The 23,880-nt window shown below is 73.5% G+C and carries 21 protein-coding genes, 1 other RNA gene and 1 pseudogene; 13 read left to right on the top strand and 10 right to left on the bottom strand.

All coding sequences use genetic code 11. From position 1 onward, the window contains the following. Positions 1-205 precede the first annotated feature (205 nt). From WJM95_RS09055 to WJM95_RS09045, 3 genes are read left to right on the top strand one after another with little or no spacing between them, the layout of a single operon-like run. Positions 206-1,057, top strand: coding sequence for a Nif3-like dinuclear metal center hexameric protein (locus WJM95_RS09055; RefSeq protein WP_339129066.1), 852 nt, complete (start codon positions 206-208; stop codon positions 1,055-1,057). After that, positions 1,054-1,797 (top strand): C4-type zinc ribbon domain-containing protein, encoded by a 744-nt coding sequence (locus WJM95_RS09050; RefSeq protein WP_339135429.1) that lies wholly within the window; start codon positions 1,054-1,056, stop codon positions 1,795-1,797. The genes WJM95_RS09055 and WJM95_RS09050 overlap by 4 nt, the downstream gene beginning before the upstream one ends. Positions 1,798-1,809: 12 nt before the next feature. Then, positions 1,810-3,372 carry a bifunctional RNase H/acid phosphatase gene (locus WJM95_RS09045; RefSeq protein ID WP_339129065.1) on the top strand — a complete coding sequence of 521 codons (1,563 nt, stop codon included), beginning with the start codon at positions 1,810-1,812 and terminating at the stop codon, positions 3,370-3,372. Between the two features lie 36 nt (positions 3,373-3,408). Here the strand turns inward: WJM95_RS09045 and WJM95_RS09040 are convergent, their stop codons facing one another. Then, positions 3,409-4,209, bottom strand: coding sequence for a helix-turn-helix transcriptional regulator (locus WJM95_RS09040; RefSeq protein WP_339129064.1), 801 nt, complete (start codon positions 4,207-4,209; stop codon positions 3,409-3,411). Between the two features lie 218 nt (positions 4,210-4,427). On the opposite strand from WJM95_RS09040, the gene WJM95_RS09035 reads away from it, so the two are divergent. Next, positions 4,428-5,444 carry an NAD(P)-dependent alcohol dehydrogenase gene (locus WJM95_RS09035; protein ID WP_339129063.1) on the top strand — a complete coding sequence of 339 codons (1,017 nt, stop codon included), beginning with the start codon at positions 4,428-4,430 and terminating at the stop codon, positions 5,442-5,444. A gap of 31 nt (positions 5,445-5,475) precedes the next feature. Here WJM95_RS09035 and eda read toward each other — a convergent pair whose 3' ends face one another. Both eda and yaaA read right to left on the bottom strand, forming a co-directional pair. Next, positions 5,476-6,120 (bottom strand): bifunctional 4-hydroxy-2-oxoglutarate aldolase/2-dehydro-3-deoxy-phosphogluconate aldolase, encoded by a 645-nt coding sequence (gene eda / locus WJM95_RS09030; protein ID WP_339129062.1) that lies wholly within the window; start codon positions 6,118-6,120, stop codon positions 5,476-5,478. A 101-nt stretch (positions 6,121-6,221) separates the two neighbouring features. Next, positions 6,222-7,022: a peroxide stress protein YaaA gene (yaaA, locus tag WJM95_RS09025; protein WP_339129061.1), complete on the bottom strand. Its 801-nt coding sequence runs from the start codon at positions 7,020-7,022 to the stop codon at positions 6,222-6,224. Between the two features lie 288 nt (positions 7,023-7,310). Here yaaA and WJM95_RS09020 point away from each other — a divergent pair, with 288 nt between their 5' ends. Beyond that, complete coding sequence (locus WJM95_RS09020; RefSeq protein WP_339129060.1) at positions 7,311-8,744, top strand: RNB domain-containing ribonuclease; 1,434 nt, start codon at positions 7,311-7,313, stop codon at positions 8,742-8,744. Between the two features lie 495 nt (positions 8,745-9,239). After that, a complete protein-coding gene (locus tag WJM95_RS09015; RefSeq protein ID WP_339135427.1) occupies positions 9,240-10,037 on the top strand; it encodes an AraC family transcriptional regulator in 798 nt (265 codons plus the stop codon). Positions 10,038-10,209: 172 nt separating this feature from the next. Here WJM95_RS09015 and WJM95_RS09010 read toward each other — a convergent pair whose 3' ends face one another. Then, a complete protein-coding gene (locus WJM95_RS09010; protein ID WP_339129059.1) occupies positions 10,210-10,398 on the bottom strand; it encodes a hypothetical protein in 189 nt (62 codons plus the stop codon). A 551-nt stretch (positions 10,399-10,949) separates the two neighbouring features. Between WJM95_RS09010 and rnpB the strand changes: the two genes are divergently transcribed. After that, positions 10,950-11,363: RNase P RNA component class A (gene rnpB, locus WJM95_RS09005), an RNA gene on the top strand. Positions 11,364-11,554: 191 nt separating this feature from the next. Here the strand turns inward: rnpB and WJM95_RS09000 are convergent. Then, positions 11,555-11,947, bottom strand: coding sequence for a MazG-like family protein (locus tag WJM95_RS09000; RefSeq protein WP_339129058.1), 393 nt, complete (start codon positions 11,945-11,947; stop codon positions 11,555-11,557). Positions 11,948-11,982: 35 nt separating this feature from the next. Beyond that, positions 11,983-12,528 (bottom strand): DoxX family membrane protein, encoded by a 546-nt coding sequence (locus WJM95_RS08995; RefSeq protein ID WP_339129057.1) that lies wholly within the window; start codon positions 12,526-12,528, stop codon positions 11,983-11,985. A gap of 133 nt (positions 12,529-12,661) precedes the next feature. On the opposite strand from WJM95_RS08995, the gene WJM95_RS08990 reads away from it, so the two are divergent. Then, entirely contained in the window at positions 12,662-12,988 is a 327-nt protein-coding gene (locus tag WJM95_RS08990) for a nuclear transport factor 2 family protein (RefSeq protein WP_339129056.1), read from the top strand. Positions 12,989-13,170: 182 nt separating this feature from the next. Here the strand turns inward: WJM95_RS08990 and WJM95_RS08985 are convergent. Together WJM95_RS08985 and WJM95_RS08980 are read right to left on the bottom strand one after the other, a co-directional pair. Then, a pseudogene (locus WJM95_RS08985) lies at positions 13,171-13,842 on the bottom strand (ABC transporter ATP-binding protein); the annotation flags it as partial. Between the two features lie 90 nt (positions 13,843-13,932). Continuing rightward, positions 13,933-15,384, bottom strand: a complete 1,452-nt coding sequence (locus WJM95_RS08980; RefSeq protein WP_339129055.1) for an FtsX-like permease family protein — start codon at positions 15,382-15,384, stop codon at positions 13,933-13,935. A gap of 360 nt (positions 15,385-15,744) precedes the next feature. On the opposite strand from WJM95_RS08980, the gene WJM95_RS08975 reads away from it, so the two are divergent. After that, complete coding sequence (locus WJM95_RS08975) at positions 15,745-16,947, top strand: serine hydrolase (RefSeq protein ID WP_339129054.1); 1,203 nt, start codon at positions 15,745-15,747, stop codon at positions 16,945-16,947. Positions 16,948-17,297: 350 nt separating this feature from the next. On the opposite strand, the gene WJM95_RS08970 is transcribed toward WJM95_RS08975, so the two are convergent. Next, complete coding sequence (locus WJM95_RS08970) at positions 17,298-18,317, bottom strand: Gfo/Idh/MocA family oxidoreductase (protein ID WP_339129053.1); 1,020 nt, start codon at positions 18,315-18,317, stop codon at positions 17,298-17,300. Positions 18,318-18,398: 81 nt separating this feature from the next. Here WJM95_RS08970 and WJM95_RS08965 point away from each other — a divergent pair, with 81 nt between their 5' ends. The 3 genes from WJM95_RS08965 to WJM95_RS08955 are packed head-to-tail and all read left to right on the top strand — an operon-like array spanning position 18,399 to position 21,910. Further along, complete coding sequence (locus WJM95_RS08965; protein ID WP_339129052.1) at positions 18,399-19,775, top strand: multidrug effflux MFS transporter; 1,377 nt, start codon at positions 18,399-18,401, stop codon at positions 19,773-19,775. After that, positions 19,721-20,902: a serine hydrolase domain-containing protein gene (locus WJM95_RS08960; protein WP_339129051.1), complete on the top strand. Its 1,182-nt coding sequence runs from the start codon at positions 19,721-19,723 to the stop codon at positions 20,900-20,902. Before WJM95_RS08965 ends, WJM95_RS08960 begins: the two co-directional genes overlap by 55 nt. A gap of 12 nt (positions 20,903-20,914) precedes the next feature. Continuing rightward, complete coding sequence (locus tag WJM95_RS08955; protein WP_339129050.1) at positions 20,915-21,910, top strand: small ribosomal subunit Rsm22 family protein; 996 nt, start codon at positions 20,915-20,917, stop codon at positions 21,908-21,910. 1 nt (position 21,911) lies between these two features. Here WJM95_RS08955 and ddaH read toward each other — a convergent pair whose 3' ends face one another. Further along, positions 21,912-22,733 (bottom strand): dimethylargininase, encoded by an 822-nt coding sequence (gene ddaH, locus WJM95_RS08950; protein ID WP_339129049.1) that lies wholly within the window; start codon positions 22,731-22,733, stop codon positions 21,912-21,914. Positions 22,734-23,121: 388 nt separating this feature from the next. Between ddaH and WJM95_RS08945 the strand changes: the two genes are divergently transcribed. Continuing rightward, positions 23,122-23,856, top strand: a complete 735-nt coding sequence (locus tag WJM95_RS08945; protein ID WP_339129048.1) for a bifunctional DNA primase/polymerase — start codon at positions 23,122-23,124, stop codon at positions 23,854-23,856. Positions 23,857-23,880 lie beyond the last annotated feature (24 nt).

The following is a 23,880-nucleotide window of genomic DNA, read 5'->3' as shown; positions in this document are numbered from 1 at the left end:
GGCCGTGTCCGTATTCGCCTGAGGGAACGGGACGGATGTGCTGAAGGATGGCGTGGAGCCGTGCGGGGCCGTACGCCGGGAACCGGGTGCCCGCCGCCGTCCCGGCGCGGGTCCCGTGTGCCCGCCGGCCGCGCGGGCGCCGGTCCGCACGGGTCCGTGGTCCGCGACCGGCCGGACAGGGACCCGGGGCAGGTAGCCTTTCCCCGTGCCCCGTCTCTCTGAAGTCATCGCCGCGCTCGACGCCCTGTGGCCCCCGGAGCGGGCCGAGGGGTGGGACGCGGTCGGCACCGTCTGCGGCGACCCCGACCAGGAGGTCACGCGCGTCCTGTTCGCCGTCGACCCGGTCCAGGACATCGTCGACGAGGCGGTGAAGCTGGAGGCCGACCTGCTCGTCACCCACCACCCGCTCTATCTGCGCGGCACGACGACCGTGGCGGCCGGAACCTTCAAGGGCCGGGTCGTGCACACGCTGATCAAGAACGACATCGCGCTGCACGTCGCCCACACCAACGCCGACCGCGCCGACCCGGGAGTCAGCGACGCGCTGGCCGGAGCCCTGGACCTCAGGGTCGTACGGCCCCTCGTGCCGGACACCACCGACCCCGAGGGACGCCGTGGCCTCGGCCGCGTCTGCGAGCTCGACCATCCGCTGACCGTGCGCGAACTCGCCGCCCGGGCCGCCGAGCGGCTGCCCGCCACCGCGCAGGGCATCCGCGTCGCGGGCGACCCCGACGCGCTCGTACGGACCGTCGCCGTCAGCGGCGGCTCGGGCGACAGCCTCTTCGAGGACGTGCGCGCCGCGGGCGTGGACGCGTTCCTCACCGCGGACCTGCGGCACCACCCGGTGTCGGAGGCCCGCGCCCACAGTCCTCTCGCGCTGCTCGACGCGGCGCACTGGGCCACCGAGTGGCCCTGGTGCGAGCTGGCCGCCGCCCAGCTCGACGAGATCTCCGACCGGAAGGGATGGGGACTGCGCGTCCACGTCTCCCGGACGGTCACCGACCCCTGGACCGCCCACGCGGCCTCACACAACGAAACCTCAGGAGCCCCCAACTGAACGCCGCGCCCGCCGACCAGATCCGACTTCTCGACGTCCAGTCCCTCGACTCCCGTGCGCAGCAGCTCGCGCACAAGCGGAGGTCGCTGCCCGAGCACGCAGAGATCGAGTCGCTGACCAAGGACCTCACCCAGCTGCGCGACCTGCTCGTCGCCGCGCAGACCGAGGAGAGCGACTGCGCCCGCGAGCAGACCAAGGCCGAGCAGGACGTCGACCAGGTGCGTCAGCGCGCCGTCCGCGACCAGCAGCGCCTCGACTCGGGTGCCGTCACCTCGCCCAAGGACCTGGAGAACCTCCAGCGCGAGATCGTCTCCCTCGCCAAGCGCCAGGGCGACCTGGAGGACGTCGTCCTCGAGGTCATGGAGCGCCGCGAGTCCGCCCAGGAGCGGGTCGCCGAGCTCACCGAGCGGGTCTCCTCCGTCCAGGGGAAGATCGACGACGCGACCGCGCGCCGTGACGCCGCCTTCGAGGAGTTCGACGGCGAGACCGCCTCGATCACCAAGGAGCGCGAGGTCATCGCCGCCTCCGTGCCCGCCGACCTGCTCAAGCTGTACGACAAGCTGCGCCTCCAGCAGGGTGGCGTCGGCGCCGCCCGGCTCTTCCAGCGCCGCTGCGAGGGCTGCCGTCTGGAGCTCAACATCACCGAGGTCAACGAGGTGAAGGCGGCCGCTCCCGACGCCGTGCTGCGCTGCGAGAACTGCCAGCGCATCCTGGTGCGCACGTCCGAGTCCGGCCTGTAGGGAGTCCGGCTCGTGCGGGAGTTCATCGTCGAGGCCGACGGAGGGTCCCGGGGCAACCCGGGGCCCGCGGGCTACGGCTCCGTGGTCATCGACGCGGCCACCGGGGAGACGCTGGCGGAGCGCGCCGAGTACATCGGCGTGGCCACCAACAACGTCGCCGAGTACCGCGGTCTGGTCGCCGGTCTGGAGGCGGCCCGCGAGCTCGACGCGACCGCGCGGGTCAGGGTCCGGATGGACTCCAAGCTCGTGGTCGAGCAGATGTCCGGACGCTGGAAGATCAAGCATCCGGACATGAAGCCGCTGGCGGCACGGGCGGCCGGGGTCCTCCCGGGCTCCCAGGTCACCTACGAGTGGATCCCGCGTGAACGCAACAAGCACGCGGACCGGCTGGCCAACGAGGCGATGGACGCCGGCAAGCGAGGCGAGACCTGGTCCCCGTCCGCGTCGGCCGCCGACCTGAACACCCGCGCGACCCGCCCCACGCCACCGGCCCCGACGGCCCCACCGGGCGACGCGACAGCAGGAGCGGCCAGAGCCCGAGCGGCCCTGAAGGAAACCCGCGGAGAAACACCCCGCAAGGACCGCGAGGAACTGCGCGCCCAGCCCGGGACGGGCGAGAGCCGGGAGACGACGCCGGCCGGCCCGCACGTGCCCCGCAAGGGGCGCGAGGAACTGCGCGCCCAGCGCGCGACGGCCGGCACCCGGGAGACGACGCCGGGCGACACGCACGTGCCCCGTGAGGGGCGCGGGGAACTGCGCGACCAGCCCGGGACGGGCGAGAGCCGGGAGACGACGCCCGGTGGCACCCCGTCGCCCGGCGGCGAAGCCGGCAGGCCGCCCGCAGGGCCGGGTGACACCGACCGGTCCGGAGCGGCCGCCGACGACAAGCGGGCCGCGAGAAACGTGGCCGCCACCACCCCCGCCACAGGCTGGACCGCACCCCCCGACATGGGCGCCCCCGCCACCTTCGTCCTGCTCCGGCACGGAGAGACCCCCCTGACCCCGCAGAAGCGGTTCTCGGGCAGCGGCGGCAGCGACCCCTCGCTGTCCGACGCGGGCAGGGAACAGGCGGAACGCGTGGCCGCGGCACTGGCGGCGCGCGGCACCATCCAGGCCATCGTGGCCTCCCCACTGGCCCGCACCCGCGAGACAGCCGCGGCCGTCGCCGCCCGCCTCGGCCTCGACGTCACCGTCGAGGAGGGCCTGCGCGAGACGGATTTCGGCGCCTGGGAGGGGCTGACCTTCGGCGAGGTCCGCGAGCGCCACCCGGACGACCTGAACGCCTGGCTCGCCTCCCCGGAGGCCGAACCGACCGGCGGCGGCGAGAGCTTCGCCGCGACGGCGCACCGCATGGCGGCCACCCGCGACAAGCTGATCGCCGCCCACGCCGGCCGCACGGTCCTGCTCGTCACGCACGTCACCCCGATCAAGACCCTCGTACGCCTGGCGCTCGGCGCCCCGCCGGAGTCCCTGTTCCGGATGGAACTGTCGGCGGCGTCGCTGTCGGCGGTGGCGTACTACGGTGACGGCAACGCGAGCGTCCGCCTGTTCAACGACACCTCGCACCTGCGCTGACCCCGGCCGATCCGGTCCCGGCGCCGCACGGCGGTCTCACCCCCGCCGGGCGGCACGGTCCCGGAGGATCCCGGCGGTCTCCCGGTCCGCCGGGAGGAACGCCTCCAGATGGAGTTCGGCGAGCGTGACGTCCACCGCGGTCGCGAACGAGGTGAGCGTGGTGAGCAGCCTCAACTCGCCCTCGGGGCACCGCAGTCGCAGCGGCACGGCGAACCCGAGATGATCCGCGCCGGGCTCGCTCGCCGGCACGTACCGCGCCAACTCCTGCACCAGCGCGTCGAGACGGGGGTCGGGACTGCGCAGGGCGCGGGCCCGCAGGTTCTCCACGATGTGCCGGCCCCAGGCGTCCAGGTTCACCACCCGTGGGGCCATCCCGCGCGGATGCAGGGCCAGCCGCAGCACGTTCACCGGCGGTTCCAGCAACTCGGGCGCCGCCCCCTCGGCCAGGACGTCCAACGCGGCGTTGGCGGCGACGAGTTCACCGAGCGGCCCCGTCACCACCGCCGGATACGGCAGATGCCCTTCGAGGATGCCGTCCAGCGCCTCGCGTACGGGTTCGAGCGCGGCCGCGTCGAGCGGCGACTCGGTGAACGCGGGGGCGTAACCGGCCGCCAGGAGCAGCGCGTTGCGCTCCCGCAGGGTCAGCTCCAGCGACTCGGCGAGCCTGATCACGATGTCCCTGCCGGGCACCGAACGTCCGCGCTCGATGAAACTGACGTACCGCTGGGTCGTGCCCGCGCGGGAGGCGAGCTCCAGCTGGCTCACCCTGCGCGCGTGCCGCCAGCGCGACAGCTCCCGGGCGAAGAGAGGGGGCTCGGTGGAGATACCGCTCGTCATGCGACCAGTTGTACGTCACGCCCGCGACGGCGGCACGCCTGCACCACACGGAGCGAGTCGGCGTCACCATACGGAGCGGCACGGCACCACACGGAGCGGCACCGCGGCATCACAGGGAGCGGCACGCCGAACGCGCCATACCCCGGCGGGAATTGAGCGGGAATCCGTCTCGCACCAGCATGGAAGCGACCACTCGGGAACCCACTCAGGGAGCGGACATGCGGGCCTACCACCTCGAAATCCCCGGCACCGTCGACGGGATCGTGCCGCGCGAGTCGCCCGTCCCCGAACCGGGGCCCCGGGACGTCCTCGTCCGCGTGCGTGCCGTCTCCCTCAACAAGCGCGACCTGCTGATCCTGCGGGGGACCTACCCGCTCAAGGCCGTGCCGGACGTGATCCCGCTGAGCGACGGAGCGGGGGAGGTCGTCGCGGTGGGCGCGGAGGTGACCCGGTTCGCGGTGGGCGACCGGGTGGCGAGCACGTACTTCCCGAACTGGACCGACGGACGGATCACCCCGGACCGGTTCGACCAGCCCGGTGCCACCCTCGACGGCATGCTGACCGAGTACGCCTGTCTTGGCCAGGACGCCGTGGTGCGTGTTCCCGGCCATCTGACCTGGGAGGAGGCGGCCTGTCTGCCCTGCGCAGGGGTGACCGCCTGGCACTCCCTGACGGGCGGCGAGCCGCTCGTCCCCGGCCAGACCGTGCTCACCCTGGGCACCGGCGCGCTGTCCCTCTTCGTCGTGCAGTTCGCCAAGACGCTGGGCGCCGAGGTGATCGTGACGACGTCGGACAGGGCCAGGGCCGACAGGGTCAAGGCGCTCGGCGCGGACCAGGTCGTCGACTACGTCGAGCATCCCGAATGGGGGCGCGTCATCAGGGAGTTGACGGGCGGCCGGGGCGCCGACCTGATCGTGGAGACCAACGGGCCCGACACCATCGAGCAGTCGATGCGCGCCGCCGCGCTCTACGGCCAGGTCGTGCTCCTGATCACCGGCAACGGGCGCAGGCCCGGAATCGAGATCTCCAACACGGCGTACGCGTCGAGTCTGGCCACGATCCGCCGCGTCTTCGTGGGCAGCAGGGCCCACTTCGAGTCCATGAACAGGGCCCTGGAACTGCACGGGACCCGCCCGGTCGTCGACCGTGTCCTCGGATTCGACGAGGTGGGGGAGGCGTTCCGCCACTACGAGAGCGGTGCGGCCTTCGGCAAGGTGGTCATCCGCGTGAGCTGAGCTGAGCTGAGCCGGGTCGGTGGGTCCGCGGCTACCGGCGCAGTGCCGACGCGGCTCGGGCCAGGTCCTCCACCCGGCGCCAGTCCCGGGCCGCGACCGCGTCCGCCGGGAGCATCCAACTGCCTCCCACGCAGCCCACGTTGGGGAGGGCGAGGTAGTCCGGCGCGCACTCGGGGCCGATGCCGCCCGTCGGGCAGAACCGCGCCTGCGGGAGCGGTCCCGCCAGTGACTTCAGATAGGCCGTGCCGCCCGCCGCCTGCGCGGGGAAGAACTTCATCTCGCGCACGCCCCGTTCCAGCAGTGCGACCACCTCGGAGGTCGTGGACACCCCCGGCAGGAACGGCACCCCCGACGCCTGCATCGCGGCGAGGAGTCCGTCCGTCCAGCCGGGGCTGACCAGGAAACGGGCGCCCGCGGCCACCGACGCGGCCACCTGCTCCGGCGTCAGGACCGTGCCCGCGCCCACCACCGCCTCCGGCACCTCGGCCGCGACGGCCCGGATCGCGTCGAGCGCAGCCGGGGTCCGCAGGGTCACCTCGATCGCGGGCAGTCCGCCGGCGACCAGCGCCCGGGCCAGCGGCACCGCGTCGGAGACGTCCGCGACCACGACGACGGGGACGACGGGCGCGAGATCCAGGACGGAGGCGTGCCAAGGCGAGGGCGACGGCGAAGTCATGCCCTCATCCTGCCCGGGGTGTGCAGCATGCGCAAAGGTCGTTGCACATGTTGCAACGCTGATGCGGGGGCCCTGACGGGGCCTCGCTCAGCGGAGCCCGGTCAGTGGATCTCCCGCACGATCACGTCGAGCGCCCACGGCCGCCCCGCCCGGGCGGGGGCCGACGCCTCCACCGTGTGTCCGAGATCGCGCAGGGCCTCCACCAGCTCCGCCGGGTCCTTCGGGGCGGCGTTCGCGGTGAGCAGGCTCCGCACGATCCTGCCCTTGGTCGCCTTGTTGAAGTGGCTGACGACGGATCGCTTCTCGACCCCGTCCACCAGCTGCGCGTGCAGCACCCGCACGGTCGCCGTCCGCCCCGCCACCTCACCGCTGGGCTTCCATGCCGCGGTGTACGCCGAAGAGCGCAGGTCCAGTACGAGCCCGTCGCCCGCGGCCTCGGGAAGCGCGGCCGCCATCGGCGTGCGCCAGTGCGCGCCCAGCGCTCCGAGCCCCGGCAGCTTGACGCCCATCGAGCAGCGGTACGAGGGGATCCGGTCGGTGACCCGCACCGCGCCCCACAGCCCGGAGAACACGAGCAGCGAACGGCCCGCGCGCCGCTTGGCGGCCGTGTCCAGCGAGGCCAGGTCCAGGGCGTCGTACAGGACCCCCGTGTAGATCTCCCCGGCCGGGCGCGTGCCCGCGGTCCTCAGCTCCGTGTTCTTCGCGATCTCTCCCCGCAGGCCCTCGCTCAGTCCGAGGACCTCACGGGCCTTGTCCTCGTCGGCCACGCACAGCTCGACCAGCTCGTCCAGGACCGCCCGTCGCGCCTCGGCGAGACCGGGCAGGGACAACGACTCCGGCTTGAGCGCGGTTCCCCGGCCGGAGGGTGCCTTGCCCTCGGAAGGCGGCAGCAGCACGAGCACGGTGGGTTCTCCTCACGGTGGATACGGACCGCCGCCAGCCTACGGGGTACACCCGAACCCCTTTCCGCCCCCGACCACCCGCAGACTTCACCGCCGCCGGCCCAGCAAGCCCGATCCGGGTCTCCGCCGCCCGCAGCGTCACCGGCCCCCGCTCCGGCGGCCTCGAACCGGCCTCCCGCCCGGCCGCCCGCAGACATCACCGTCCCCGCACCGGCCGGCCGAACCGGTCCCCCTCGCCCGGAGGGCGCCCGGCGTGCTCAACAGGTGCCCCCGGCCTACGCTCGACCCATGCCCCGCCGCCACGTCCGCGTCACCGGCGCCCCCCAGGCCCCGCTGCGAGCCGCTCTGCGCGCGCTGCGGACCGAACTCGGCGTGCCCGGGATCTTCCCGGCCGACGTCCTCGCCGAAGTGGGCCCTCCGGCCCGCCTGCCCGCGTACGACGCGACGGACCTGCCCCTGTTCACCGTCGACCCGCCGACGTCCGAGGACCTCGACCAGGCGATGCACCTCTCCCGCCGCGAGCGGGGCGGCTACCGCGTCCAGTACGCCATCGCCGACGTCGCCGCCTTCGTGGTGCCCGGCGGAGCCCTGGACGCCGAGGCGCACCGGCGCGTGACGACCCTCTACTTCCCCGACGGCAAGGTCCCCCTCCACCCGCCCCGGCTCTCCGAGGGCGCGGCGAGCCTCCTGCCGGGCCAGACCTGCCCGGCCGTCCTGTGGACGATCGACCTCGGCGCGGACGGCCGCACCGAGATCACCGACGTCCGCCGCGCCCTCGTCCGCAGCCGCGCCAAACTCGACTACGCGGGCGTGCAGCGCCGGATCGACGACGGGACCGCGGAGGAACCCCTCGCCCTGCTCAAGGAGATCGGCACCCTGCGCGAGGCCCTGGAGGTCGAGCGCGGCGGCATCTCGCTCAACGTGCCCGAGCAGGAGATCGTCGAGAAGGACGGGACGTACGAACTCGCCTACCGCGCCCCGCTGCCCGCCGACGGCTGGAACGCGCAGATCTCCCTGCTCACCGGGATGGCGGCGGCCGAGCTGATGCTCGACCACGGCACGGGCGTGCTGCGCACCCTGCCCGCCGCGCCCGACGGAGCCGTCGGACGTCTGCGCCGCACCGCCCGCGCCCTGCGCATCGACTGGCCCCACCACGTCTCGTACGCGCGGCTCGTCCGCTCCCTCGACCCGCACCTGCCGCACCACGCGGCCTTCCTCCAGGAGTGCACGACCCTGCTGCGCGGCGCCGGGTACACCGTCTTCAGGGACGGCGTGCTCCCCGAGGTCACCGCGCACTCCGCCGTCGCCGCGCCCTACGCCCACTGCACGGCCCCGCTGCGGCGGCTCGTCGACCGCTACGCCTCGGAGATCTGCCTCGCGGCCGCCGCCGGACTGCCGACCCCCGAGTGGGTCCTCGCGGCGCTCGACGCCCTGCCCAAGGAGATGGCCGAGGGCAGCCGGCGCGCGGGCACCGTCGAGCGTGAGTGCGTCGACATCGTGGAGGCCGCCCTCCTCAAGGACCGGGTCGGTGAGCTCTTCGAAGCCTGTGTGGTGGACGTGCAGGAACACGACCCCACCGTCGGCACCGTGCAGCTGGAGTCCCCGGCGGTCTTCGCCCGGATCTCGGGCGGTACGACCGGACTGCCCCTGGGCGAACGCCTGCGGGTCCGGCTCACCCGCGCGGACCCCGGAACGGCGAAGGCGCAGTTCGAACCCGCGTGATCCCGGCCCCGGCCACCGGCATGGAAACGGGGGACGCCGGTGTTGCTCCGTAGAGCGAACGCGGCCGACGCGCGCGACCACGGTGGGCGGCAAGGGGGAGAAGTGGCCAGGACCGAGTACGCCGGGAACGGCACGACCCGGCACTCCGGGGACGGCGTGACCACGCACCCCGGGAGCTGCACGGCCCAGCACCGGGACAGTGGCACGACCACGCTCCCGGGCAGTGGCGTGACCCGGCATCCCGGGGACGGCGTGACCAGGCACCCGGGCAGCGGCACGACCACGCACCCCGGAAGTGGCACGGCCCAGCCCCCCGGCAGCGGCACGACCCGGCACCCCGGGGACGGCGTGACCAGGCACCCGGGCAGCGGCACGACCACGCACCCCGGAAGTGGCACGGCCCAGCACCCCGGCAGCGGCACGACCGGGTTCTCCGGGAAAGAGGAGACCCGCTGGACCCGGGCCACCCTCGGCCGGGACGGCCGGCCGCTCGACCTGCTGACCGCCCGTTTCGACCGGCACCGCTACGCCCCGCACGCCCACGACGAGTTCACCATCGGCGTCAGCGTCGGCGGCTCGGAGCTCATCGGCTACCGGGGCGGCCAGCTGCGCACCGGCCCGGGGTCCATCGTCGTCCTGGCCCCCGGCGAGATGCACACCGGCGGCCCCGCCGCCTGCGACGGCTACGCCTACCGCGCCCTGTACGCGGAGCCGTCCCTGCTGCGCGAGGGCGCCCTCGGCGGACTCCCGCACTTCCGCGAAGGACTGCTCGACGACCCCGAACTCGCCGCCGCGCTGCGCGCCGCGCACACCGAACTGAGCCTCTGCCCGGACCCGTTGGAGGCCGAGTCCCGCCTCCCCTGGCTGCTCGCCGCGCTGACCCGGCGCCACTCCACCGCCCGCCCGGACCGCGACGAGGTCCCCGGCGCCGCGCGCATAGCCGAGGCCGTACGCGACCGCCTGGCCGACGAGCTCCAGGACCCGCCCTCCCTGGCCTCCCTCGCCCTGGACCTGGGACTGTCCCGCTACCAGCTCCTGCGCGCCTTCCGGACGACGACGGGGATACCGCCGTACGCCTGGCTGGCCCAGCACCGGGTGAACCGGGCCCGCAGGCTCCTGGAGTCCGGACTGCGCCCCGCCGAGGTCGCGGCCCTCGTGGGCTTCGCCGACCAGGCGCATCTGACCCGCTGGTTCCGCCGGGTGCTCGGGGTGACCCCCGCGGCGTACCGAGCGAGCGTGCTCCCGCCCCCGCCCGGGGCGCAACAGCGTTCAAGACGCGCCGCGGGCCGGTGACCGAGACTGCCCGCATGACTGCACGCGGCTGGTTTCTGTTCTCCCTGATGGGAGTGATCTGGGGCATCCCCTATCTGATGATCAAAGTGGCGGTGGACGAGGTGTCCCCGTCGGTGGTGGTGTTCACCCGCTGCGCGGTCGGCGCCGCGCTGCTGCTCCCCTTCGCGATCCGTCAGGGCGGCCTCGCCCGGACCGTACGGGCCCACTGGCGGCCGATGCTGGCCTTCGCGGTCATCGAGATCATGGTCCCCTGGTGGACCCTGACGGACGCCGAACGCCGTCTGTCGAGCTCCACCGCGGGCCTGCTGATCGCCGGTGTGCCGATCGTCGGCGTGGCCGCGGCCCGCTTCCTCGGGGACACGGAACGGCTCGGCGCCCGGCGCCTCACGGGCCTCGCCCTGGGCCTCGCCGGGGTCACGGTCCTGACGGCACCGCACCTGACCGGCGGTGACGCCCGCTCGCTGGTCGAGGTGCTGCTGACGGTCGTCGGCTACGCCACCGCGCCGCTCATCGTGGCCCGCCGGCTCAAGGACGTGCCCTCGCTGCATCTGACGGCCCCCTGCCTGGCGCTGGCGGCACTCGTCTACGCCCCCGCGGCGGCCCTCACCCGGCCGCAGGCGATACCGTCCGGCCACGTCCTGGCCGCCCTCGTGGGCCTCGGCGTGATCTGCACGGCCGTCGCCTTCGTGGCCTTCCTGGAACTGATCAAGGAGGCGGGTCCGACCCGGGCGACGGTGATCACGTACGTCAACCCGGCCGTCGCGGTCGCGGCGGGCGCCCTCCTCCTGGACGAACACCTGACGCCCGGGATCCTCGCCGCCTTCGCCCTCATCCTCGCGGGCTCCGTCCTTGCCACGGCCACCGCCGGTCCCCGGCGACCCGCCCGCCCGGTACCATGGTCGGCACGGCAGACGAGCCGGGCGGACGGCCGCGTGGAGGTTCTTGTGGACCTTCCCGAGGAACGTCCGGGCTCCACAGGGCAGGGTGGTGGCTAACGGCCACCCGGGGTGACCCGCGGGACAGTGCCACAGAAAGTAGACCGCCGTGAACTCCGGTTCACGGTAAGGGTGAAACGGTGGTGTAAGAGACCACCAGCGCCTGAGGCGACTCAGGCGGCTAGGTAAACCCCACCCGGAGCAAGGTCAAGAGGAGCCGCTCTCTCGCGAGGGAAGGCGGCTCTGCGCGGACGTTCGAGGGCTGCCCGCCCGAGTCCGCGGGTAGACCGCACGAGGCCGGCGGCAACGCCGGCCCTAGATGGATGGCCGTCTCCCCGGCCGCCGCGAGGCGACCGGGCGACAGAACCCGGCGTACAGCCCGACTCGTCTGCCCTCAGGGCCCGGCCCCGGTCCACGGACCGGGACCGGGCCCTGAGGCATGTACGAGCCCTGTCAGGGAGGGCACGTGCGTGACCCCGTCAGGGAGGGCATGTGCGTGACCCCGTCAGGGAGGGCATGTGCGTGACCCCGTCAGGGAGGGCATGTGCGTGACCCCGTCAGGGAGGCATGTACGGGGCCCCGTCAGGGAGTTGACGGTCCACCGCTCGAACGGCCGCCGGACGGCGTCCCGGCCGACGGCCCGCCGAGCGAACGGCCGGCGACGGACGCCAGATGGGCGGCGAAGACCTCGCGCGCGTCCGGCGCGAGCGTGCGCAGCGCCACCATCGCCGTGATCACCACGTCGCACAGCTCCGAACGGACGTCGTCCCAGGTGTGGCTCACGCCCTTGCGCGGATTCTGGCCGGTCGCGCCGATCACCGCCTGGGCGACCTCGCCGACCTCCTCGGACAGCTTCAGGACCCGCAGCAGCACCCCCTCCCGGCCGCCGTGCGCCCGTCCGGCGTCCAGCCAGGCGTGCAACAGGTCGATCGTGGGCCAGGGGTCCGTGCCGTCGCTTGCGAGGTGATCCGCCATGGGGCGAGCCTCCCCCGGGGGAGGCGAGCCGACTCCTACTCCTCGAACAGGGCCTCCTGCTTGCCCTCGCGCGCCTCGCGCAGCCGGTTGTTGCGGGCACTCACGACGACCGCGGTGGCCACCGCCGTCGCGCCCAGCGCGATCGGCACCATCCAGCCCCGGTTCAGCACGTTGCACGTCAGATGGTCCAGGGACAGCCGCCCCGGACCCGACACCGCGAGGCCCACCGCCGTCAGACCGAGCGCGGCCGAGTACTCGAAGCCGCCGCCCTGCGCGAAGAACCCGTTCGGCGCGTGCACCGCCGTCGCACCCGCCATCGCGCCGGCCGCCGCGGCGCCGGCCGCGGGGGTGGCGAGGCCCAGCGCCAGCAGGGTGCCTCCGCCGGCCTCCGCGAGCCCGGCGGCCCTGGCACTCTCCTTGCCGGGTTCGTACCCCATCGCCTCCATGGCCTGTGCGGTGCCCTCGATGCCGCCGCCCCCGAACCAGCCGAACAGCTTCTGCGCTCCGTGCGCGGCCAGCACGCCGCCCGCGCTCAGACGGAGCAGCAGCAGTCCCAGATCACGCCGGTCGATACAGGTCACGGTGAACTCCCAGTCCAGGCAGCGGCAACGGTTCCCTCCCGGGTCTCCACCGTCGCACCGATCGGGGCGGACCGGCGGACTCGCGCCGCCGATCGGGTGGCGGGTGCGGGCGGCCGGTGTGAGTGTGGCTCCCATGACCATTCAGGTGACGCGACTCAGCGACCCGGCGGTCCGGGCCTTCGTCAGCGCGGTGAACGCCCACGACCGGGCCGCCTTCGAGGCGCTGCTCGCTCCGGGCGCCACCATGTCGGACGACGGCTCAGACCGTGACGTCGGCGACTGGACCGACCGGGAGATCTTCTCCTCGCGCGGCCACATGGACGTCGACAGCGAGTCCGCGGGCGGGCGTTGCCTCCTCGTGCGGTACCGCAACGACACCTGGGGCGAGATGAAGACCAGGTGGACCTTCACCGTCGAGGACGGCGGCCGGATCAGCCGCTTCGAGACCGGCCAGGCGTGAACGCCGAAGGGCCGCCCACCGGGGTCCGGTGAGCGGCCCGGGAGGCGCGGGGCTCAGGAGTGCCGGGCCACGCCGTACGGCTCCTGCGGCAACTGCCCGGGCGCGTACGGCTGTTGCGCGTACGGGCCCTGCCGGGGCACCTGGAGCGGGCTGTCCTGTGCGGCGAGGGCCCGGCGGTCACCCTGCTCGGTCAGGCTGATCTGCCCGGCCTTGATGGTCGCGAGGCGCGGAGCGCGGCGGGCGATGGACGAGTCGTGGGTGACCATGACGAAGGTCAGCCCGTACTCGTGCCACAGCCCTTCGAGCAGGCCCATGATGTCGTCGCGTGTGCCCTCGTCGAGGTTGCCGGTCGGCTCGTCGGCGAGCAGCACCTTCGGCTTCTTGACCAGGGCCCGGGCGATGGCGACGCGCTGCTGCTGGCCGCCGGACAGCTCGGTCGGGACGTGCGTGAGCCGTTCGCCGAGACCGACCGAGCGCAGCGCCTCGGCGGCCCGCTCGCGCCGTTCGGCGGGCTTGACCCCGAGGGGTACGAGGGCGGTCTCGACGTTCTCCTGCGCGGTCAGCGTCGGGATGAGGTTGAACGACTGGAAGATGATGCCGATCTTCTCGGCCCGCAGCCGGGTCAGCCTGGCCTCGCTGATGCCGCCGAGGTCCACGCCGTCCAGCTCGACCGAGCCGGCCGTCGGCCGGTCGAGCCCGCCGATCATCTGGAGCAGCGTCGACTTGCCGCCGCCCGTGGGGCCCTGGATGACGAGCTGGTCGCCGTCCTCGATGGTGAGGTCGACGCCCCGCAGGGCCTCGATCGTCTCCTTGCCCCGTGTGTAGCGCTTGGTGACGCCGGTGAGCTTGTACATGAAGGTTCTCCGAGGATGAAGGGGGCGGGGGCGCCGCGTCCCGGGGGAGTGGACGCGGCGCGCCACCCGAGGGGTGGGCCCGGGGGCGGGTTACGAGACGCTGCGCAGCGCGTCCGCCGGGCGCATCCGGGAGGCGCGCCAGCCGCCCATCGCGCCGGCGATCAGACCGCCGGTGACGGCCAGGCCCACGGCGAGCGCGATGGTGGTGACGGAGACCGGCGCGGACAGGGCGATGTCGACGGTGTTCTTGGCCGCGGAGGCCGCCGGCCCGCCGGGGCCGCCCATGCCGCCGGGGCCGCCGCTGCCTCCGGTGGAGCCGAGCTCCGCCGTCAGCTTCGGGCTGATCGCGGTGACGGTGTAGGCCGCGGCGAGTCCGAGGGCGATGCCGAGGGCACCGCCGAGCAGACCGTTCACGACGGACTCGCCGACGACCTGGCGGGTGACCTTGCGCGAGGGCCAGCCGAGCGCCTTCAGGGTGCCGAACTCGCGCACCCGGCGGGAGACGGCGGAGGAGGTGAGCAGCGCCGCGACCAGGAACGCGGCGACCAGGACCGCGATGGACAGCCACTTGCCGACGTTCGTGGCGAGGTCCGAGGCGGTGGACAGCGACCCGGAGACGGTGTCCGCGAGGTCGGCGGAGGTGGTGACGGTCGTCCCGGCGATGTTCTTCTGGATGGTCGTCTTGACCGCCGAGATCTGCTTCGAGTCGGTGGCCTTGACGTAGATCGTGGTGACCTTGTTCTTGGCGTCGCCGAGGGTCTGGGCCTGCTTCAGCGGCACGTAGACGTCGGTGGTCGACTCGCTGCTGTCGGGCGTCGCGATGCCGATGACCTTGTACGCGGTACCGGAGATCTTGAGGGTCGAGCCGACCTTGTACTTGTTCTCCTTGGCGTACGACGTGCTGAGCACCGCGACCTTCGCGGAGGTCTGCGCCGACGTGAAGGTCTTCCCCGTGGTGATCTTCGAGGTGGCCAGCGGGCCGAGGTCCTGGTGACCCACGTCGACGCCCGCGACGGAGTAGGAGTTCACGTCGAAGGAGGCGCCGCCGCCCTGCACCTGGGGCATACCGGTGCTGCCGCCCTGGCCGCCGGGCCCGCCCTGCGCGTTCGACGCCGAGGACTTCGCCTTGCCCTGGGTGAACGAGCCGTCGACCTTGACGACGTTCAGGCTGAGCGAGCCCACCGCGCTCGCCACGCCCTTCTGCGCGGAGACCTCGGTGACCAGCGAGGACTTCAGCGTCTGCCCGCCCTGGGTCATCACCCGGTCCGAGCTCTGCTTCTTGCTGCCGCTCGACTTGGCGTCGAAGTTGAACTTGGGGCGGCCCGAGGAGCTGCCCGACGGCGCCGCCTGGGCCTTGGTGACGGTCATGTCCGTGCCGAGCCCGTACAGCGACTTCAGGACCTTGTCCTGGGCCTGCTGCATGCCGGCCGACACCGAGTTGACGGTGATGACCAGCGCGATACCGAGCGCCAGACCCATGGCGATCACCAGCGCCGCCTTTTTCCGCCGGCTCAGCTCACGCTTGAGATAGATGCCAAACATCCCGTTCCTCAAAGGTTCTTGGCGCCCCCCTGTGGGCGCAGTCACAAGCTAGGGAGGAACCTTTGCGCCGGGCTGAGCGAGGGATGTGTGCGGGCTGAGAATCCGGACCCCGGAATCAATATTGGGTCAGACAGCCCATTCTCAGCCTTTCGAGGGCCCAATGCCAGGAAAGCCCTGTTGAGTGACCCGCGCCACGGGCGAGCGGTCCGGTCGTGCGGGTATTCACGGCGGACCGGCGGAAGCCGCCGACGGATGTGCCCGTTCCCTCACGCCCTGTTTTGCCCCCGCTTTGGAATCGTCTTTCCTTCTCTTTGTGACCCCGCTGTCAGGCTTACCGGACGGACTTTGTACGGTCCCGGGATGCGTGATTCTTCCGGCCTCTCCCGCCGTGCCGCTCTGGGCCTCGCCGCCGCCGTACCCCTCGCCGCCGCGACGGCCAGCACCGCGTACGCCACGACGGTGGTCGGCGGCGCGAGACTGGCCCGCCCCGGGGTCCAGACGAGCGGCGCGTCGGGACTGCCCAAGCGGCTCACCGCCCGCTCCTGGCTGGTCGCGGACCACACCACGGGCGAAGTGCTCGCCTCGTACAACGCGCATCTGCGGCTGCCGCCCGCCTCCACGCTGAAGATGCTGTTCGCGGACGCCGTGCTGAAGAAGTTCGAGCGCACCGAGACGTACAAGGTCGTCGACGCCGACCTCGCCGACGTCCCCGCGGGCTCCAGCCTGGTCGGGGTGAAGCCCGGCATCACCTACACCGTCGAGCAGTTGTGGCAGGGCGTCTTCCTGCGCTCCGGCAACGACGCGGTGCATGTGCTCAGCCACATGAACGGGGGCGTCCCGGCCACCGTCGCCGAGATGCAGGCGCTCGCGCGGGACCTCCAGGCCCTGGACACCCATGTCGTCAGCCCCGACGGCTTCGACCACAAGGGCCAGCTGTCGTCCGCCTACGACCTGACGCTCTTCGCCCGGCACGGTCTCGCGGACGCCGCCTTCCGCGGCTACTGCTCGACGAAGACCGCGGACTTCCCGGCCGGCGGCAAGAAGACCTTCCAGATCCAGAACACCGACCGTCTGCTGACGGGCGCGTGGGGCGTACGGCCCTACGAGGGTCTGATCGGGGTGAAGAACGGCTACACCAGCCACGCCGGCAACACCTTCACCGGCGCCGCGACCCGCGACGGGCGGACCCTGCTCGTCACGGTGATGCACCCCAAGAGCGGTGGCAGCGGTGTCTACGAGGAGACGGCCCAGCTGCTCGACTGGGGCTTCGGCAAGGGCGCGCACGCCGAGCCGGTCGGCGCGCTGGTCGAGCCGCTCAGCGCGGGCGGCGCGAGCGCGGCGCCCTCCCACAAGGCGGCCAGGGCCGCGGCGGGCGCTCCGGCCCGGGCCGAGGCCGGGGACTCGGACGGCGCGCCGTGGGGGCTGGTCGGCGGGGCCGGGGCGGCGGCGGCGCTCCTCGCGGGCGGCGCGCTCGCGCTGCGCAACCGCAGGCGCCGGTCGGCGGAGGAGCCGGCGGCCGAGGAGCCGGCGGCCGAGGCGGAGGGCCGCCGCAGGCGCCGCTGACGGGCGGACGACGACGGGACAGCCGCTCCGCGGTCCGGTGCACATCTCGCGTCCCGCGCGAGATGGCCCCCACCCGGGCCGCGGAGCGGCTGCCACCTCCCCCATCGGTGTGGACCGTGGTCGTACCGAAGTCGTGTGCTCCAACTGTGAAGCTCTGAGGGGGGAGATGACGAGCATAAGCGCACCAACGGCTTATATGCTCCGGAGATTCGGCTTCCGTATGTGAGGGTTGCGGCGTTTGCCGTTCCTTGGTGAACCGCTGGTCTCCGCGATACGTGGGAGACGGCCACGCCGCACGCGCGGCGGGTCCGCGTCCGGCCGACGCTCCGTCAAGTGCCGTAGCGGGTGCGCTACTTCGTCGCTTCCGTCGTCTCGCCGGGGTAGCGGACGCCGATGCGGTCCCGGATCGTGTCCAGCGTCCGCATCACGGCGAGGGTGCCGTCGAGCGGGACGAGCGGGGACTCGGTCTCGCCCGCGAGCAGGGCGCGCATCACCTCGGCGGCCTCGTGCTTGAGGCTGTTGCGCGGGCCGGCGGCGGGGTCGGCGCGGAACGTCTCCGGCTCGCGGCCGTCCCGGTGCAGGACGAAGTGGTCGGGGAAGAAGAAGCCGCCGGGGATGTCGACGCGGCCCGCGGAACCGGTGACGGAGGCGGCCACCGGAGTGCCACCGTTGATGGAGCAGTGCACCGAAGCCAGAGCGCCGCTCTCGAAAGAGAGCACCGCACCCGTCTGGAGATCGACGCCCTCGTCGGAGAGCACCGCTCTCGCGACGATGTCCGAGGGCTCCCCGAGCAGCAGCTGCGCGAACGACACCGGATAGACGCCGAGGTCGAGCAGCGCGCCGCCGCCCTGCGCGGGGTCCCGCAGCCGGTGCGAGGGCGGGAACGGCCCGGCCAGGCCGAAGTCGGCCTGCACCGTGCGCACTTCACCGATGACCCCGTCGTCGACCAGTGCCTTCAGCCGTCCGACCAGCGGATTGCAGTACATCCACATGGCCTCCATCAGGAACCGGTCGTGCTCGCGGGCGAGCGCGACCAGCTCCCCGGCCTCCCGCGCGTTCAGCGTGAACGCCTTCTCGCACAGCACATGGCGCCCCGCCTCCAGGCACATCCCGGCGGCGACCCGGTGCGCCGAGTGCGGAGTGGCGACGTACACGACGTCGACGTCCTCGTCCGCGGCGAGCGAGGCCCAGTCCCCGTACGCCCGCGGGATCCCGAACCGCTCCGCGAACGCCTTGGCCGAGGAGTCCGAGCGCGAGGCGACGGCCACCACCTCGGCGTCCGGCATGTCCACCAGGTCCGCCGTGAACGCCGCGGCGATCCCGCCGGTCGCCAGAATCCCCCACCGCACGCGTTCACGCTCGCCCGTCATGCCCGCCCCTTGATCCGTGACTCCGAACCCGCTGTCCGAACTGAGAGCATAGGGGGCCGCATCATCCGGAGAGGGGGGCACATGCCCGAGCGTGGCCGCACCACGCGGGACCAGGAAGACCCGCGGGGGCACATACCGCGGGCAACCACCGCGGGCACCGCACCCGCGACCGCCGAGGGGGCGCGGCCGGCCGGGCCCGCCGCGGCGCGACCGCACGCAGGACCCGGCGCCCGGGGCCGCACCGGACTCCTCGTCACCCTCGTCCTCGGCGGACTCACCGCCACACCCCCGCTCGCGATGGACATGTACCTCCCCTCGCTGCCGGAGGTCACCCGCTCCCTGCACGCCCCCGCCTCCACCGTCCAGCTCACGCTCACCGCGTGCCTGGCCGGGATGGCCCTCGGGCAGCTCGTCGTCGGGCCCATGAGCGACCGGTTCGGCCGCCGCAGGCCACTGCTCGCCGGACTCGCCGTCTACGTCGTCGCCACCGCCCTGTGCGCCCTCGCGCCCGGCGTCGGGCTCCTGGTCGCCCTGCGCCTCCTCCAGGGGCTCGCGGGCGCGGCCGGGATAGTGATCGCCCGGGCCGTCGTGCGCGACCTCTACGACGGCGTGGCCATGGCCCGCTTCTTCTCCACCCTCATGCTGATCTCCGGCGTCGCCCCGGTCGTCGCGCCGCTCATCGGCGGACAGATCCTGCGCTTCACCGACTGGCGGGGCGTGTTCGTGGTCCTCACCGCCGTCGGCATCGCGCTGTCGGCCCTCGTCTGGACGAAGCTGCCCGAGACCCTCGCGCCCGCGGACCGGCACGCCGGCGGCGCCGGCGAGGCCCTGGGCGCCATGCGACGGCTGCTCGCCGACCGCGTCTTCGCCGGGTACATGCTCGCCGGCGGCTTCACCTTCGCGGCCCTCTTCGCCTACATCTCGGCCTCCCCGTTCGTGATCCAGGACCTGTACGGCGCCTCGCCGCAGACCTTCAGCCTGCTCTTCGGCGCCAACTCCGTGGGCCTCGTGATCGCCGGACAGGTCAACGGCAAACTGCTCGTCGGCCGGGTCGCCCTGGAGAAGGTCCTCGCCACCGGCCTGGCCCTGATCGTCCTGGCCGCGACCGCGCTGCTGCTGATGTCCACCGGCGCCCTCGGCCCGGTCGGGCTGGCCCCGGTCGCCGCCGCGCTGTTCGTGCTGATGTCCGCCATGGGCCTCGCGCTGCCCAACACCCAGGCGCTCGCCCTCATGCGGGTGCGGAACACGGCCGGGTCCGCCTCCGCGCTGCTCGGCACCACCTCCTTCCTCATCGGCGCGGTGGCCTCACCGCTCGTCGGCGTGGCGGGGGAGCACACCGCCGTCCCGATGGCCGTTGTCCAACTGGTGGCCGCCCTCGTCGCCGTGGGCTGCTTCGTGGGACTGTGCCGTCCCCGGCGGACGGGACCCACTGCGAACGGAAAAGGGGCGGAGCACTGAGCGCGCCAAGACTGCGGACCGGCACGCCGGAACGGGCCGGACTCGACTCCGGTGAACTGCGGCAGCTGGTCCACGAGGTCCGCGCCCTCACCCGCGGGGACGACCCGTGGGCGGCGGGTGTCGTGGTGGCCGCGGGGCGGGGCCCGGTCATGGCCGTCGAGGAGGCGGCGGGATGGGCCGTGCGCTACTCCGCCCACGACGCCGAGAAGGGCAGGGGAATCGAGCTGCCGCCGGCGGCACGTGTGCCGATGACCGTGCACACGCCCTTCGACCTGGCCTCCCTCACCAAACTGTTCACGGCGGTCGCCGCGGTGCAGCAGCTGGAGCGGGGCACCCTGGGCATCGAGGCGCGCGTCGGCGCGTATCTGCCGGAGTTCCGCGCGGCCCGCCGGCACGGCATCACCGTACGGCAGCTGCTCACCCACACCTCCGGGCTGCGCCCCGAACTCCCGCTGTACGACTGCCCGGACGACGCGTCCCGGCTGGCGCTGCTGCGGGCGGAGGCGCCCTCGTCGCCGCCGGGCGAGTACCTCTACTCCGACATCAACCTGCTCCTCCTCCAGTACGTACTGGAACGCGTCACCGGCCGGGGACTCGACGTCCTCGTCCGCGACGGCATCACGCGCCCCCTCGGGATGCACGCCACCGGCTTCGGGCCCTGCCCCGGCGCGGCGGCCACGGAGGACCAGCGGCGGCCGTGGGCCAAGGCGGACCGGGGCATGCTGAGGGGCGTCGTGCACGACGAGAACGCCTGGGCGCTGGGCGGGGTGGCCGGTCACGCCGGACTGTTCTCCACCGCACGCGATCTGGCCGTGTTCTGCCGCACCCTGCTCGCGGGCGGTTCGTACGGTCCCGCCCGCATCCTCGGGCCCGACTTCGTCGAACTCCTCCTCACCCCGCCCGGCCTCGGATTCGCCCTCGACCAGCCCTGGTTCATGGGCACCCTCGCGGGCCACGGCGCGGCCGGGCACACCGGGTTCACCGGCACCTCGCTGGTCCTGGACCCGGCGACGGACACGTTCCTGGTGCTGCTGGCCAACACGGTCCACCCCCGGCGCCGCCCCGCGGACAACGCGCCCCGGGCGGCGGCGGCCACACGGCTGCGCCGGGCGGTCCGCGGCACCTGAGAGAATCGGGCCGTGAACGCCCCCGCATCCCCCGCCGACATCCTGCGCGGCGCCCTCGCCGGACTGCTCGACGGACTGCCGCCCAAGGCCGCCGCGCAGGCGGTCGAGCGGCTGATCGTGAACTACCGGGGGACCACCCCGACCCACACGCCGGTCCTGCGGGACCGCTCGGACGTGGCCGCCTACGCCGCGTACCGGATGCCCGCGACCTTCGAGGCGGTGTGCGCGGCGCTGGAGGCGTTCGCGGACGCGGTGCCCGGCTGGGCGCCGGGCAGCCACGTGGACGTCGGGGGCGGCACCGGCGCGGCCACCTGGGCGGTGAACGCGACCTGGGAGGGCGTCCGCCCGGTCACCGTGCTCGACTGGGCCGAGCCGGCCCTCGCGCTCGGCCGGGAGATCGCCGCCGCCAACCCGGAGCTGGAGTGCGCCGAGTGGCGGCGCTCTCGTATCGGAGCGGCGCTCACCATCGAGAGCACTGATCTCGTCACGATCTCCTACGTCCTCGGCGAGCTCACCGAGGAGGACCGCGGCTCGGTCGTGGACGCCGCCGCGAGCGCCGCCCCGGCCGTCGTGGTCATCGAACCCGGCACCCCCGACGGCTACGCCCGGGTGCTGGCCGCCCGCGAGCGCCTGATCGGCGCCGGCTTCCACGTCGCCGCCCCCTGCCCGCACAGCGCGGCCTGCCCCATCGTCCCCGGCCAGGACTGGTGCCACTTCTCGGCCCGCGTCGCCCGCTCCTCCCTGCACCGCCAGGTCAAGGGCGGCTCCCTGCCCTACGAGGACGAGAAGTTCAGCTATGTCGCGGCGACCCGCCTCGCGCCCGAACCGGCGCCCTCGCGTGTGGTGCGCAAGCCGCAGATCCGCAAGGGGCAGGTGCTGCTCGACCTGTGCGAGCCGGACGAGCGGCTGCGCCGGGAGACGGTGACCAAGCGCCACGGACCGCTGTACAAGGCGGCCCGCGACGCCGAGTGGGGCGACGCCTGGCCGCCGCCCGGGGACGCCTCCTGACTCAGGCCCGCAGCTCCTGGGTGCAGCACTTCACGCTGCCCCCGCCCTTGAGGAGTTCGCCGAGGTCGACGCCGACGGGAACGAAGCCGCGTTCCCTGAGCGGGTCGAACAGGCCCGTGGCCTCCTGCGGCAGCAGCACGTGCAGACCGTCCGAGACGGCGTTGAGGCCCAGCGCGGCGGCGTCCTCCTCCGTGGCGGTCAGCGCGTCGGGGAACAGCCGCCGCAGGACCTCGCGGCTGCCGGGGGAGAACGCGGGCGGGTAGTACATGACCTCGTCCGTGCCGTCGTCGAGGACGGCGAGCGCGGTGTCCAGGTGGTAGTAGCGCGGGTCGACCAGGTCGAGGCCGATCACCGGGCGGCCGAAGAACTCCTGCGCCTCACCGTGCGAGAGCGGGCTCGCCCGGAAGCCGCGGCCCGCCAGCAGGTACGACGCCGTGACGACGAAGTCGCCCTCTCCCTCGTTGACGTGCTCCGGTTCGCGGACCGGCCCGACACCGCGGGCGCGGAACCACTCCAGATGCGCCGCCGCCTCGGCCTCGCGCTGCGGGTAGGCGAACCGGGCGCCCAGCACCCGGCCGTCCACGACCGTCGCGCCGTTCGCCGCGAAGACCATGTCCGGCAGACCCGGGCGCGGAGCGAGCTCCTCGACCGCGTGCCCGAGGGAGCGGTAGCGGTCCCGCAGGTCCTCCCACTGGGCCAGGGCCAGCGGCACGTCGACCGGCTTGGCCGGGTTCATCCACGGATTGATCGCGTACGTGACGTCGAAGTGCACCGGGGGGCACATGAGGTAGCGCCGGGGCGTGGCGCGGCGGACAGGGTGCAAGGAAGGCTCCTTACGCGACCGCAGGGGCAGTTGATGCTCATGGTGCGGTGCGTCCCGGCTCCGTCACGGCACCGGCGCGCGGTCGTGACCGCGTACGACCGCCTCGTTCGACCCCGCGGGCGCGTGCGCCTGGTCCGCGGACGGGCGCCGCCCGTCCGCTGACGTGCGCCTCACGTGCGCGGGCGCGCGCCCCGGCCGGGTCCCGCGTCGTGATCCCGCACTCGTTCGGCGCCCGTGAAATCTCCCCAAATCCTGTAATAACACCTGATCAGGGCCTGGCGGGCGCATCGCCCCACCTACCCCGGTTGTCGGCTCCGGCCACCCGGAGCGCAGGATGGTGGGACGATGGGGCAAGGACGAATCGCACTACGGCGAGGCGAGGGGATAGATGAGCGCAGAGTTCGCAGGTCGCTCCGGCACGCGGGGCAGGATCTCGAAGTGGCTGCGCGGACGCCGGTCCGAAGCCCCGGCGGAGACCTCCGCCGCAGGCCGTGAGGAGCTTCTGCTCGCCGCCGCCGCCGCGGGACTGCCGCTCGCGCAGGCCGCCCACCCCGTCGGCTACCGCTGTTCCTGTGACCGCGTCGGCTGTCCCACGCCCGCGCGTCACCCCGTCTCCTTCGCCTGGCAGACGCAGTCGACGACCGACCGCGCCCAGATCGAGCGCTGGGCCCGGCACCAGCCGAAGGCGAACTTCATCACCGCGACCGGCATGGTGCACGACGTCCTGGACGTGCCGCTGGACGCGGGCCGCGAGGCCCTGGAGCGCCTGCTCGCCTCCGGCATCGAGGTCGGACCCGTCGCGCAGACCGGCGACGGACGCATGCTGTTCTTCACCCTCACCCGCGGTACGCCCGAGGACGAGGACGAGTGGTGGCCCTGCGAGCTCGACTGCCACCCCGAGACGATGGACGAACACCCCGGCTTCCGCTGGCACTGCCGCGGCTCGTACGTCCTGGTGCCGCCGGCCCAGCTGCCCGGTGGTCCGGGCGTGGACTGGGTGCGCGGCCCCGAGCACGCGCTGCCCGACCCGCTCACGCTCCTGGAGACCCTGACCGACGCGTGCGCCCGCTACGCCGGGGAGAACGGCGCGGACCAGCTCGCCGCCTGGCCCCACAGGGGCTGAGCCCGCCCCGGTGCGCGGACGCGC

The sequence above is a fragment of the Streptomyces sp. f51 genome, assembly GCF_037940415.1.
Taxonomy (GTDB): Bacteria; Actinomycetota; Actinomycetes; order Streptomycetales; family Streptomycetaceae; genus Streptomyces.
Note: the sequence above shows the minus strand (reverse complement) of the source record. Positions and strands in the feature narration are given on the sequence as shown.